Annotated in this window: 10 protein-coding genes; 8 read left to right on the top strand and 2 right to left on the bottom strand. The window is 42.7% G+C overall.

What is annotated here, in order from left to right:
- Positions 1–74: 74 nt before the first annotated feature.
- Positions 75–878 (bottom strand): phytanoyl-CoA dioxygenase family protein, encoded by an 804-nt coding sequence (locus EHS13_RS31335; RefSeq protein ID WP_155704134.1) that lies wholly within the window; start codon positions 876–878, stop codon positions 75–77.
- A 168-nt stretch (positions 879–1,046) separates the two neighbouring features.
- On the opposite strand from EHS13_RS31335, the gene EHS13_RS31330 reads away from it, so the two are divergent.
- From EHS13_RS31330 to EHS13_RS31320, 3 genes are all read left to right on the top strand, one after another.
- On the top strand, positions 1,047–2,519 hold the full coding sequence (locus EHS13_RS31330) for a sialate O-acetylesterase (protein WP_155704133.1): 1,473 nt from the start codon (positions 1,047–1,049) through the stop codon (positions 2,517–2,519).
- Positions 2,520–2,568: 49 nt separating this feature from the next.
- Complete coding sequence (locus tag EHS13_RS31325) at positions 2,569–4,779, top strand: ATP-dependent helicase (RefSeq protein WP_155704132.1); 2,211 nt, start codon at positions 2,569–2,571, stop codon at positions 4,777–4,779.
- Positions 4,780–4,958: 179 nt separating this feature from the next.
- Positions 4,959–6,134 (top strand): LPXTG cell wall anchor domain-containing protein, encoded by a 1,176-nt coding sequence (locus tag EHS13_RS31320; RefSeq protein WP_155704131.1) that lies wholly within the window; start codon positions 4,959–4,961, stop codon positions 6,132–6,134.
- A 241-nt stretch (positions 6,135–6,375) separates the two neighbouring features.
- On the opposite strand, the gene EHS13_RS31315 is transcribed toward EHS13_RS31320, so the two are convergent.
- Positions 6,376–6,963: a P-loop nucleotide/nucleoside kinase family protein gene (locus EHS13_RS31315; RefSeq protein ID WP_155704130.1), complete on the bottom strand. Its 588-nt coding sequence runs from the start codon at positions 6,961–6,963 to the stop codon at positions 6,376–6,378.
- Positions 6,964–7,154: 191 nt separating this feature from the next.
- Between EHS13_RS31315 and EHS13_RS31310 the strand changes: the two genes are divergently transcribed.
- The 5 genes from EHS13_RS31310 (at position 7,155) to EHS13_RS31285 (ending at position 13,711) form a co-directional block, all read left to right on the top strand.
- A complete protein-coding gene (locus EHS13_RS31310) occupies positions 7,155–8,540 on the top strand; it encodes an MATE family efflux transporter (protein ID WP_405083598.1) in 1,386 nt (461 codons plus the stop codon).
- Between the two features lie 14 nt (positions 8,541–8,554).
- On the top strand, positions 8,555–8,812 hold the full coding sequence (locus EHS13_RS31305; RefSeq protein WP_155704128.1) for a YqkE family protein: 258 nt from the start codon (positions 8,555–8,557) through the stop codon (positions 8,810–8,812).
- 82 nt (positions 8,813–8,894) lie between these two features.
- Positions 8,895–10,223, top strand: coding sequence for a redoxin domain-containing protein (locus EHS13_RS36490; protein WP_193571458.1), 1,329 nt, complete (start codon positions 8,895–8,897; stop codon positions 10,221–10,223).
- A 103-nt stretch (positions 10,224–10,326) separates the two neighbouring features.
- Entirely contained in the window at positions 10,327–12,120 is a 1,794-nt protein-coding gene (locus EHS13_RS31290) for a sensor histidine kinase (protein ID WP_155704127.1), read from the top strand.
- On the top strand, positions 12,080–13,711 hold the full coding sequence (locus EHS13_RS31285; RefSeq protein ID WP_155704126.1) for a response regulator transcription factor: 1,632 nt from the start codon (positions 12,080–12,082) through the stop codon (positions 13,709–13,711). The genes EHS13_RS31290 and EHS13_RS31285 overlap by 41 nt, the downstream gene beginning before the upstream one ends.
- Positions 13,712–13,757: the final 46 nt, after the last annotated feature.

The raw sequence follows: 13,757 nt of genomic DNA, 5'->3' as shown, positions 1-13,757 counted from the left end.
AACCATTAGCTTAAGCTAATGGTCTCCACTGTGAGCTGGAATCTGAAGGAGTGCGGCTGTAAATTGCTAGTCGTTTATTTTTTAAACTCATCCGTGCTCGCAATATGGTGCTCTTTAGAAAGCCTGGCAAATGGCTCAGTCGGAATAACTCCCGGTGGATTATAGTTGAATTCATCAGCACCACGGACAAGATAAGCTTTAAACTGCGGTGCTTTAGTAAGATCACATTTCACATTAGTGCCTGAATAGCGTACCGTCAAACCATTCCTCCAACGATCGGACTGATTGGCTGGAGAGCCATGAACAATCGCATCATCATGTAGTGATATCTGACCTGCATGGAGGATTAATGACTTCGCATCCGCTTCGTTAAAGGTACCTTGCTCCAGCTCCAAGGTTAATACCGAATCTCCCGAGTTGCTTGTATGTGTAATTAAACCCGCTTTATGGCTTTTGGGGATGATTTGCATGGCTCCATTATCTTCATTTACATCGGTAAAAGCCAGCCAAATCGTCACGGAGTTGTGCGGATGAAGCGGCCAGTAGTAAGCATCCTGATGCCAAGCTACTGTTTCTTTAGAATTAGGAGATTTGGCAAAAAATTGTGATCCCCACATATAAAAGTTTGGCCCTAGAATCCCTTCAACGTAATCAAGAATCTGCGGACGTGTACACACATCATATAACCAACGGCTCGAGATATGCCATTCACGAATAGCCATCATTTTCTCGCCTGGTTCCAATAACGCTTCCAGGTTTTTAAGCTCAGCATTAAGCTGTGCCATCTCAGCAGGACTGAATACCGAAGGCAAATTAATTAAATACCCCTGTCCATGATAAAAAGCTTTTTGTTCCTCCGACAATGAGTAATGAGCCACTTGAAATCCTCCTTTAAAAGTTTTATATTATTGCGTAATACAAAATTATATTACTGCCCGTATACATGGAAGTCAACAAAAAAGCTCTCTCATTATGTGAGATGAGCTTTTTTGTTGTATAGTCTATTTAAAGACAGACAAACACATTATTTATGGAGAGTGACAAATATGAGCAAGCCATTGCGATTAGATCCACTTTTTAATGATCATATGGTTATTCAGAGGAATAAAGCTTTTGTAGTTTGGGGAACAGGGCCAGATGGAGAGAGGGTGACCGTTTCCTGCCGCGGCGAAAGTGCTTCTGATGAGGTTCAGCAAGGCCAATGGAGAGTAACACTTCCGGCTATGGGAGTAGGGGAATCCTGTGAGCTGATTGTGCAAGCGGCAGATAGTACAATCACGTTAGTGGATGTTGTTTTTGGAGACGTCTGGTTAGCGGGTGGGCAATCCAATATGGAATGGTCTTTGAATAAAAGCAAGGATGCCAACTCTGCGATTGAATCAGCTAATTTAGCTTTGTTGCGTTATTATGAGGTGCCGAGGGTTGCTTTTGAAGTTGAGGGGATTAAATTTAAAAGCAAATGGAAAACGTGTACTCCCGACAATGCCGGTGATTTTTCAGCAGTTGCTTATTATTTTGCACGTGATCTTATTGCATCGGAGCAAGTACCGATCGGGATTATCGGCTGCAATTGGGGGGGGACCTCCGCTTCCTGCTGGGTCGAAGAGGAAGTGTTGCAGGCAGATCCAGAGCTTTCCATTTATCCAAAAGAATTTTCGGAGCAGATGCAGGGCTTTGATTGGCAAGAATTCAAGCTGGTAAATAAGGCATACAATGATGCGGTTAACCAACACAATCGAAATTTCGAGGCAGGGCATACAGGAGATGAGCTTGGGTTGTATCCATGGCCGCCTCCAATGAGTCCGCAAAGCTTCATGCGCCCAAGTGGTTTATATGAAACGATGCTGCGAAAAGTATTTTCTTTTGTAATTAAAGGTGTGATTTATTATCAAGGTGAAAGTGACGCACATCGTCCGGAAATGTATAGTCATTTAATGGAGGTTCTTATCTTAGATTGGCGTAGACAGTGGAAGGATGAAGAGCTTCCGTTTCTATTCGTGCAGCTGCCGATTTATGCATGCAACAACAATCCAACTGGTGAGGAATGGCCTTTAATTAGAGAGGCGCAGCAGCAAGCAGCAGACCGGTTGTCTAATACGGGAATGGCTGTATTACTGGATTGCGGTGAACCCGCGGATATTCATCCGATTGATAAAAAGCCGGTTGGTGAGCGCTTAGCTTTACTGGCATTAGATAAAGTTTATGGCAGAGCGATTAAAAGTTCGGGCCCAGTTTATAAGGAGTTAATTATGGAGGATGAGCAGGTTGTGGTTCATTTTGATTACGTAGAAGCGGGTTTGTTGATTCGAGGCGGAGGTCGTTTGGCGGGATTTGAAATAGCTGCTGAGGATGGAGAGTTTCATTTAGCAGATGCTGAGATTGATGGTAAAACAGTAAGGGTTAGTAGTGAGCAAGTTACTTTGCCGCGTTTCGTTCGTTATGGCTGGGCCAATGTCACGGATGCAAATTTGATAGGCGTGGATAGGCTGCCGGCTGCGCCGTTTCGGACAATCAACTGAGAATTATGAATAAAGAAAAGAAACACCGGTTTAGAAGGGAACAGCAGATATGGAAGCAAGTGAAGAATTTTTTGATCGTAAAAAACAAGAATTAAACGTTACTTTAAATGAAGTGCAGAAGCAGGCAGTGCTTCATGGCACTGGACCACTGCTCCTGTTAGCTTCTCCTGGATCAGGTAAAACGACAACAATTATTATGCGAATTGGCTATCTTATAGAGGTTTCAGGTGTTGATCCAGCAAGAATTAAGGCGGTCACGTTCAGTAAGGCATCGGCTCTTGATATGAAGGAGCGTTTCAGTCGTTTCTTTCCTAGACTCCCGACAATTGATTTTTCAACTATTCATAGCTTGGCTTTTGAGGTAGTTCGAGAGTATTATCGCAGTACTAGAACGAATTTCAAAATGATCGAGGGCAGCCTTGATGTAACCGAAGAATCCAATTGGAATGCGGATCATCAGCCCTTGCACAAGAAATTCATTCTCCGGAGATTGTTTAGCACGCTTGCGGGCGAGCCTATTACCGATGATCAGATGGAAGAGCTGAGTACTTACATTAGCTACATTAAGAATAAACTTATTCCCGTTGAAAAATGGGCTTTGGTTAAATGTGATGTGCCTAAAGCCGAGCAAATTCTACTAGAATATGAAGCTTTCAAACGATCAGGTACAAGCCAGCTGCTAGTAGATTTTGATGATATGCTGACGATCGGCAACGAGGCTTTTGAGAAGGATGCCAAGCTATTAAGCAAATACCAGCAAAAATATGACTTCGTGCTTACGGATGAAAGTCAGGATACTTCCTTGGTGCAGCATGCAATTATTGAAAAGCTAGTGAGCAAGCATGGGAATCTCAGTGTTGTGGCAGATGATGATCAATCGATTTATAGCTGGCGTGGAGCGGAACCGGCGTATTTACTTAATTTTAAAGATGTTTATCCGCAGGCAGTTACCTTATTCATGGAACAGAACTATCGATCCTCCCCGGATATAGTTAATGTGGCAAATCAATTTATAAAGCGCAATAAGAACCGTTATGAGAAAAATATGTTTACAGTGAATGCTCCTAAGGAACCCATTCAAATTCAAAGCTTTGCCGACTATCAGCATCAGGTCAAATATCTAGCAGAAGCGATTCGCGAGGTCGGGGAGCTGGGCGAGGTAGCTGTGCTTTTTCGCAATAATTCTTCTTCGATTACATTGATGAACGAGTTTGAACGTGTGGGTATCCCTTTCTATATTAAAGATGCGGACAATCGGTTTTTCTCTCATTGGGTTGTTGAAGATATACTTAACTTTATGCGGATGACTTTTACCGATAAGCGTTCCGATCTATTGGAGAAAATTCACAATAAACTAAGCGGGTATGTGACCAAGCAACAAATTCAGCAGCTCAAGGAAATTGACAACAATGAGTCTGTTTTCGATAACCTGTTAAACCACGTACAGCTGCAGGACTATCAGCGCAAGATTCTCCAAGAGTGCAAAGAAACCTTTCAGCAAATGAAAGGCATGCCTCCGGTTGAAGCGATTCGAGTGATTCGTACTAGATTAGGCTACGAGAAAGCGATTGAAAAACTCTGCGAGCGGTTTGGCTTTCGTAAGGATTATTTGATCGGTATCCTTAATACACTGGAAGAAATTGCGGATACACTGCCTACGATGGAGTCTTTTGCCAAGCGGTTGAAGCATTTAGAGCAGGTGATGAAAAATGCGAAATCCAGCAAGCATCAGAATGTAGTGACCTTATCCACTTTTCATAGCTCGAAGGGATTGGAGTTTAAGCGTGTCTATATGATTGATTTAATTGAAGGCGTGATGCCCTCGGAGGATGATAAAAAGAAAAATGCCGAAGGTCAAATGCCGTTGATGGAAGAAGCTGTTCGCTTATTCTATGTGGGAATGACACGGGCGAAGATTAAGCTCGAGCTGCTATCCTATACGAAAAAAGATGGAGAAAAGGTCGAGGAATCTACTTTTATTAATGGAGTTAGGCAAATTATCGACCCTCCTAAACTAGTAACGGCTGAGAAAATAACCAAAAAGGAATATCATCTTAAAAATATAAATGCCATTACAGCGATTTCGGAGATAGCAGAAGGCATCTGGGTTCGACACGCGACTTTTGGACTGGGTATGGTGATCAAGCTTGCAGGTAAAGTGCTTGAAATCAAGTTTGCAGATGTAGGAATGAAGTCTTTTTCTAGTGAAATCTGTATTGAAAATGGACTTCTGGAGCTTGCTCAAGCAAAGAAAGTTTAATAGGAATAGTCATAAAGTGAGAGTGTTGAGAGCAGTTTTGGTAATTAACCCCATGCTGTTTCAACGCTTCTTTTTTGTGTTAAAATTAGAATAGAATGTTGTAGAAAGGATAAGATGCTAGATTAGTACATAGTTAGGCTCCTATTCAAACTCAAACTTACAACTAGAAGGAGTAAAAGATGAAGAAATTCTACCTATTGTCTGTGTTGGCAATGCTGTTGTCGCTTAATTTTGGATCCATTGGTAATGCAGAAGATTTAATGCTTACTCAGGATTCGATAAGCGCCGCCGCACCTTGTACCAGCTATTCAACAGACCGAGATAAGCTTACAGCTAGTAATTCTAGTATCGTCGATAATGGCAATGGAACAGCCACTGTAGCTTTCAGCACGACTATCAATTGTATGCAGGTAAGCTTTTCCTCATACGCATATCCGGCTGGAGTAATACCAGCGATCACAGGTGCACCTTATGCAACACAAATCCATTTTGATGGAGAATCTATTAAGTATTCTACAGCAGGCTCTTATTCTATTACTATAGATATTCCAGTTTGCGCGCCATATCAACTGGATTTATATACAGGGCAGCTGCAGACACACTTGCAAGCTAATGGACATATTATAGGTACCAACAAAGCTTCAAAATTGAAGCGTACGAGTACAGAAGCGGATAGCTCACTTTGCTCGGTTGTGACACCGCCGCCAACGGCCACGCCAACGGCAACGCCGACAGCAACGCCAACGGCTACGCCGACAGCAACGCCAACGGCAACGCCAACGGCAACGCCGACAGCAACGCCAACGGCAACGCCATCGGAAGCGCCGACGGCAACGCCATCGGAAGCGCCGACAGCAACGCCGACGGCAACGCCATCGGAAGCGCCGACAGCCACGCCGACGGCAACGCCATCGGAAGCGCCGACAGCCACGCCGACGGCAACGCCATCGGAAGCGCCGACAGCCACACCGACGGCAACGCCATCGGAAGCGCCGACAGCCACGCCGACGGCAACGCCATCGGAAGCGCCGACAGCCACACCGACGGCAACGCCATCGGAAGCGCCGACAGCCACACCGACGGCAACGCCAACTATCATTACATCGGATGATGACGATGTACCTACAGGTGCCGTTCCAACACCTGATGTTAATGAAGGTGTTCCAAATGCACCGGGTGCAGGCAGCAATCCCCAGAGTACACCTACTCCTGATGAAATAATAACCGTAGGGGACGAAGAAGTTCCTCTTGGTGTTCTTCCACAGACAGGTGAATCCAGTCGATTGCCCTATTATGTAGCAGGTCTAGCGTTTGTAATTTTAGGAGTAAGATTAGTTAGAAAACGTAGAAATTAACTGACACTGGAGTAAAGAGGGGATTTTCCTTCTTTACTCTTTTTTTGTTTTGGGAGGAAATCTCAGCATACCAAATAAGGTCATAAATTCTACTTATTCTGACAGCCTGATCGAAGTATAAGTACATTTCATGACCTTATTACGACTCTCTGCACCAAATTTAACGCCTTACAGGAATGCTGAGCCAAAGGGATAACAGTCAAAAGAAATAAAAACAACGATCAAAAACAGCAGATGAACATTACTCCCCATAAACAAATTCCTCGATAATCAACGGAATACCCTGAGTTAACATTTCAGAATTATCAAAATATAGAATCGATGCCGGAGGCAGCTTCCATTGAATTTCTCTGCGGATAAGAGACGGACTAAAGCTGCTCCAATTCTCCAGCTTCCAATCATCTAAAGCAGAGTTTCTCTCCTCAAGACGATCACGATAAGCCTGATCATCGGGTAGATAGATAAACAGCACCTTAACCTCAACAGTCTCCAAAGACAATCCTTGCTTCGAGAGCTCTAGCTCAATCCACAAAGGATCCTCTAGCTCTTTAGTAAAAGGGCCAATTACAACAGCATCTATTCCAAGCTGGAGATTCTCAAGCGCAGCATCCATCGTTATTCTATAACCAAGATCACGGCAATATTGCTTATATATAGGCGAATCTCGATCGTTTGGATCTAATCCAGATAGGGTCATGATTGTTTCTGCTGCAGGTCTAGATAAGGTATCCATATCGAAGAAAGCGGCGCGATGCTTCTTCACCAGCAGTTTAGCAAGCGTGGTCTTGCCAGCGCCAGCAGGGCCTAAGAAAAAAACTAATTTGGGCATGATAGTGGATAAACCTCCAGATAAGTATTTTAGAAGCCGACTTCTTCAATAAGCATACCACATTACCCATTCCAAGCTGTATGAGGTTTAATGGCAATTCCTTCATAGTTGTTTTACAATGAGTAAAACGACTAAACGGATATCGAGCAATCCTAATTGTTGGACGTTAACCGTAACGAAGGATGTTTACATTGAGTGAAGCAGCTACTAATGCGAGACCAATAGATAATAAATTAATTACAGGGCCGATTGCCAGTACATTGTTTTTCTTTGCGATGCCTGTGTTGCTGGGAAATGTGCTGCAATCGCTCAATGGATCTGTTAATTCCATTTGGGTAGGGAAGTTTCTTGGTGAAAATGCGCTGGCTGCAACCTCAAATGCAAATATAATTATGTTTTTTCTCTTAAGTACGATTTTCGGAATTGGGATGGCTGCTACGATCTTAATCGGTCAGAGTATCGGTGCTAAGGATGTGGACAAAGCCAAGCGGGTTGTCGGAACAAGCGCTGTATTCTTTGTTATTCTTTCGATCTTCATTACAGCACTAGGGGCTGTGTTTACGCCGCATATCTTGGTTTGGATGAATACGCCAACCGAGGTTATGCCGTTTGCATTGGATTATATGCGGATTATGTTTCTAGGGATTCCGTTTATGTTTGGCTTAAACTATGTGATGACTGTGCTGCGTGGCTCTGGCAATTCGAAGACTCCATTTTACTTTTTATTGCTTGCAGTTTTTCTTGATATTGGGTTGAATCCGCTGTTTATTTTTGGAATGGGTCCGTTTCCTGAGATGGGGATTGCCGGTTCAGCATTATCCACGGTGATTGCTCAGGTTGTAAGCTTGGTGCTATTGATTATATATCTATATAGAAAACAGTACTTTCTGCGAATTAAGCGGGATGAGCTGTATCTGCTTCGTTTGGACCGTGAAATATTAAGTGCATTAATTAAAAAAGGTCTGCCGATGGGGCTGCAAATGATTGTAGTCTCCTCAAGCGGAATTGCTCTAATTAATCTTGTCAACACCTTTGGGGCCGATTCAGCCGCTGCTAATGGTGCTGCGATGCAGCTTTCAAGCTATATCCAGATGCCTGCCATGGCGCTTGGTGCTGCTGTATCGTCGATAACTGCACAGAATATAGGAGCTAATAAATGGGATAGGGTGCATCGGACGACCTTGATCGGGGTTATATACAATTTTCTGATGGCAGGCGTTGTTGCGGGGATTATCTATGTATTCAACCGTGAAGCATTGTCGTTGTTTTTGCCTTCTAATGGTCCGGCAATTGAGATCGGGATCCAGATTAATAATCGGACCTTGGCTGCTTTTGTATTATTTGGAGTTTATATGGTTGTTGCGGGGGTTATCCGTTCCACTGGTTCTGTTATGGTGCCATTGTTAATTACATTTACAGCACTTTGGGTCATCCGAATCCCACTTGCTTATTATCTTGCCGATCAGTATGGCTTTAATGCACTCTGGTGGAGCTTTCCGGCTAGCTTCGGGATGGCTGTAGTTGTAACTTGCTTGTATTATTCCTTCGGTGGCTGGAAAAAAGCGAAAATGATCTAATGGAGATGAAGAGGATGAAGAAAAAGACACATAATGCTCCTAAACAGGCAACCAATCTAGATAAACCTGCTACATTAAAAGATCTTTTGAATCCAGATATTATTAAGAAGCTGCAAGATCAAGTGGATCAAATGAAAGCAGCTGAAGCGGCTGAGCAGGAAAAAGTGCGATTACAAGCACTGGAAGCCAAAAAAGTCGAGCAAAAGAGACTTGATAATGATTTTGAATATTTACTTGAAAACAGCAGCATGGATTGGCGGAAAAATAAATAATAAGGATAGCAATCCAATTCGATTTCAGCTACGATTAATAAAGTAAGTTTACAATTAAATAGCTGAATAGGAGTGTCCAAAGATGGCGAAAAAGGGATTGGCAATCGGTAAGAAAGCAGCTCCATTTAAATTGGATTCTACACAAGGGATCAAGTCATTAGAGGATTATAAAGGCAAGCCGCTGGTGATTGTTTTTTTGCGGGGCACCTGGTGTCAGAATTGCCAAAAGCAAATGCCGGAATTAAATGCATTTTATGAAAGATTCCTCGAAAAAGGGGTTAATCTAATTGCCATTGCGGGTCAGAATTTAAAGGGGATTAAGGTTTACACCGATAGCTTTAAGATTAAATTCCCGATTCTTTCTGATGAAACCAGAGAAGTCATTAAAGCCTATGAGGTTTTTACACCGATTAAATGGGATTCATTTCGCATCGCTATTCCGAGCACTTATATCATTGATGAACAACAAAACATACGCTACTCCTACATAGGTGAAAATCAGTCCGACCGCCCTTCAGCACAAGAGATTCTCGAAATTATTGATACTCTATCCATTGCTAATAACCATCATTCGATGGATGATGAGCTGCCGATTTTTTTATCGAATATGAAAGCGACTTTGAGTTATGCGAGCAGCTCCGCTACCTATGTCACCCAGAACGTGGAGAGTAATCTCAGCCATATGGAAGATTTAAAGAATGTTTCTTTGAAGAATTATGCGCAGCTGGATGGATTCGTTGGTTCTTATCATGATAAATATGAAGAGCTTAACCAATATAGCTTGAAGCTTAATACGACCTCAGATGAATTCACTAATATTCAGCAAATGAATGATATTTTAAGTGGGAATATCCTTAAAACACGTGGTTTAATGGACGAATTAATCAGTATGACGCAAATTGTGAATGAAATGAGCGGAGTGATTACTAAGATCTCGAGCCAAACCAAGGTGCTTGCACTCAATGCTTCGATCGAAGCAGCGCGAGCGGGTGAGCATGGTAAAGGCTTTGCGATTGTTGCACAGGAAGTAACCAAGCTGGCTAATGATACGAAGGATTCGGCGATGAATATCACCACGCAGCTGCAAGCGATTGATGATAAAATCAATGAGAGCTTCTCCTCCTTCACTTCCTTTGAAGAAACGATGAATACCGTGAAGGAACGAATTACGACGAATTCGTCCAATATTATTCAGATATCAAACGGAGTTAAACAAATTGCAATCGATACGCTGCAGCTTGGCAATGAACTCAATGAAATCAAGGAAAGCCAGCAAAAGACGCAAACGGATTTAAGCAAAATCCAAGAGGTCGAAACGACGATTAATAGTGAAGTTGTGGGGATTCTTGCAGACATGCAATATCATGTAGAGCAGCTTAATACGATAGATGAGCGCAGCAGGAAGCAATAAAATTAGTAAACAGCAATTATATAAGACCATCAGGACTTCATGTCTTGTATGGTTTTTTTGTTGTATAATGAACTCCATTAACTCGAAATAAGGGAGATAGACCATGCATATCTTTGCACATGCCTTCCAATGGTTTCACGATCGACGCATACGTTCGAAGATTTTTTTGGTTTATTTGCCCTTGATATTAATACCTTTGCTTGTACTTGGCTACACATCAAGCATCGTTTATTCCAATGCAACTATTGAGAAAACGAAAAAAAGCGTGGCTGATACCTCCTTCCTCATTCAAACCCGGCTCAATGGGATTATTACGAATGCCGAAAGCTGTGCAGCCATGCTTACGTTAAATTTAAATAAAATCATTTCTTTAACCGATCTACCAACAGACGATAATTACAATTTACAGCGTTATACACAGATTACCAACCAACTGGCTTTTGCTTTGCTGGTATTTCCAGATGTCGAATCAGCCGTTTTACTAGATACACAAAATCAGTTATATGGAACAACCCCGGAAATTGAAGCTAATGCAGAAGCTGCTTTTGCAAGTAAGCTTTATGAGGAAACGCAGAAAACCAATGGACGCAATAGCTGGTTCCCCATGGAGAAGCGTGATTTCCTCGTTAAGCAGGCTAATGAACCAGTAATTACCTTAGGTAAAAAAATCTTTAATATCAATACAGGCCAAGAACTAGGTATTCTATTTCTTAATATCAGAGAGAGCTCACTTTCATCGGTGTATCGGACTAATCTTGGAAACGGAGAAGGGGATTATTTTATTACGGATGTGAACGGAACTGTAGTCTCGTCACTGGATTCCCAAAGCTTATTGAAGCCAGTTGCAGATACAGAGCTCAGGCAATGGATTATCTCCAATGAGGAGCGGACGGACGTTCAACAGATTGCTGCCGGGAAAATGCTGTTGGCTAGCAGTACGTTCGAGCGGCTTGGTTGGAGAATGGTAAGTGTAATTCCGATGAGTCAGCTGATGGCGGAGACCGAAAGAATTGCTTTGTTGATTCTGATGATTGGCGTTGTTTGTTTTATATTTGCTGTTTCGGCAGCAGGCATTTTGTCCAAGCTAATTTCCAATCCGATCATAAAGCTTTCTAAGAGTATGAAACGGTTTAGCGAAGGGAACTTGAATGTGGTGATGGAGGTCAATTCGAAGGATGAAATGGGCCTAATGGCGTCGGGGTTTAACACGATGAATCGGACAATCAGCCAGCTGCTGACCAACATTAAGCTTGAACAGAAGAAGAAGCGCGAATACGAGCTTGCTTTGATTCAAGCCCAGATAAAGCCGCATTTTTTATATAATACGCTTGATGTTATTTATGCACTATCGGAGCTGGGAAGAGTGAAGGATGTTCAGAAAACGACAAAAGCACTAGCAGATTTCTATCGAGTTACCTTAAGCAAAGGCAAGGATAGTATTACGATTGAAGAGGAAATGCGCAATGTGAAGGATTATTTAGCGATTCAGCAAATTCGTTATTCCGATGTATTTGATTACACGATTGATGTGGATAACGCCGTGCTGAAGCATTCCATTCTCAAGCTAACGCTGCAGCCCTTAGTGGAAAATGCAATTTATCATGGTTTAAAGGAAAAGGGGGAAATGGGAGCCCTAGTGGTTAAGGCTTATTTGGAGGATGAATGGATCAAGCTGCAAATTATCGATAACGGTGTAGGTATGGATGCGGATAAGCTGGCAGAGGTTTTGCAAACGAATGAAAGCGGGCAAGCCCAGGGAATGTCTTATGGGCTGCACAATGTGGACCATCGGTTAAGACTGTATTTTGGCGAGGATTATGGGTTGATCATAGACAGTGAAAGGGGAAAAGGGACGGTTGTCACGGTACGAATTCCGCTCGATTTCCAAGGTGAATGATATGCAGAAAATTATGATTGTCGACGATGAAGCTATTTTTCGTGATTACTTAAGGCAGGCAATTCCATGGGGAGATTATGATTTTGAGATTTGCTGTGAAGCGAAGAATGGAGTGGAAGCACTTGAGTTGATGCCTATTCATCTGCCGGATATCGCCTTGGTCGATATTAATATGCCTTTTATGGATGGGCTGCAGCTGACCGAGCAATTGAAGGCTCGCTATCCGCGAATGGGAGTTGTGCTGATTACGGGGCACAGTGAATTTGAGTATGCCAGAAAAGCAGTGAGATTAGGTGTGGAGGATTATATTCTCAAGCCATTCTCCAAGGAAGAGCTGATTCTGACCATGCTTAAGCTGCAGAAAAGCATCATTGAAGCGCAGGAGGTTAGCTTAACGCTTAAAGACAATCTGGCCCTGTTGAAGGAAGGAATTCTGAATCAGCTGATTGGCAGTGATTACAATGATAAGGATGAGATTACGGAGCGAAAGCTCGAGGGGATTGGCTTTACCCCTTATTCCAAGTGCTTTCAGGTGACTTGTATTGAGATAGATAATCTAGATCAGAAATGGAATAAAGCCAGTGAGAAGCTGCTGTGGAAATATGCGGTTACGAATATTCTCAACGAACTGATGGAGATATCTGGCAACCATTATGTGTTTAATGGTCCGGAAGGCCGCATTATCTGCATTCTTGAATTTGAGCGTGAAAATGAGGAACGAAAGTCGTATCTAGAAGGGTATGCCCAACTATGCGCCTTGATAAAAAAATACCTTAAATTTACAGTGACAATAGGCGTGAGCAGCAAAAAATCAGGCTACAAAACGATTCGCGCTTCCTATCTGGAGGCATTGGAGGCACTTCAGCAGAAGTTTATTCTTGGCAATGACCGCTTAATTGAATATGGGCAACAGCTGAATAATACCGTGACAAGCGGGTTTATTTCTATGGAGACGAGTGAGCAATTACTGATTCATTTACGAATGGGTGAATGGGAAGCTTTGCATATAAAGCTTAATTTGATCTTCGAGCAAATTCGGCAGCAGCGACTGTCGATTGATTATACGTATGTGATTTGTATGGGACTGGTTTCCTTATGTTTGTCGTATGTGACAGAGAAAGGGCATCCGATTGAGGATTGCTTCGGTGAAGACTTTTTTCCCTATAATGAGATCATGAAGCATGAATCGATAGAAGCTGTGCAGCAATGGATAATCGCGCTTTTTCAGCTTTCCATTCAGTATACGAAGCTGCACAAACCAACCAAATCCAACAAGATGGCTTTGGCAGCCAAGCTCTATATTGAGCAGCATTATTCGGATCCGGAGCTCCAGTTGGAGGAGGTTGCTAAGCATGTGTTCGTAAACTCCAGCTATCTGCGTGCCTTGTTTAAAAAAGAAATTGGCATGACCCTAACCGACTATGTAACTCATGTGCGGATGCAGAAAGCGAAAGAGCTGCTGAGTCGTGGAAGCAGCAAGCTAGCAGATATTGCCGAGCAAATTGGCTATAATGATCCGGCTTATTTCAGTCGCTGCTTTAAGAAATATTATGGGTCTTCCCCCAGCGAGTATGAAAATTCGAAGAAATAGCCGACTAAGAGGATGCGCAGATAATCCAAGAACACAGCGTTTTGTG

The organism is Paenibacillus psychroresistens (assembly GCF_009728935.1).
Classification (GTDB): Bacteria; Bacillota; Bacilli; order Paenibacillales; family NBRC-103111; genus Paenibacillus_AC; species Paenibacillus_AC psychroresistens.
Note: the sequence above shows the minus strand (reverse complement) of the source record. Positions and strands in the feature narration are given on the sequence as shown.

Coding starts and splice junctions, on each gene's coding strand:
- EHS13_RS31320 (WP_155704131.1), top strand. CDS start 4,959: ATGAAGAAATTCTACCTATTGTCTGTGTTGGCAATGCTGTTGTCGCTT.
- EHS13_RS31305 (WP_155704128.1), top strand. CDS start 8,555: ATGAAGAAAAAGACACATAATGCTCCTAAACAGGCAACCAATCTAGAT.
- EHS13_RS31315 (WP_155704130.1), bottom strand. CDS start 6,963: ATGCCCAAATTAGTTTTTTTCTTAGGCCCTGCTGGCGCTGGCAAGACC.
- EHS13_RS31325 (WP_155704132.1), top strand. CDS start 2,569: ATGGAAGCAAGTGAAGAATTTTTTGATCGTAAAAAACAAGAATTAAAC.
- EHS13_RS31330 (WP_155704133.1), top strand. CDS start 1,047: ATGAGCAAGCCATTGCGATTAGATCCACTTTTTAATGATCATATGGTT.
- EHS13_RS31290 (WP_155704127.1), top strand. CDS start 10,327: ATGCATATCTTTGCACATGCCTTCCAATGGTTTCACGATCGACGCATA.
- EHS13_RS36490 (WP_193571458.1), top strand. CDS start 8,895: ATGGCGAAAAAGGGATTGGCAATCGGTAAGAAAGCAGCTCCATTTAAA.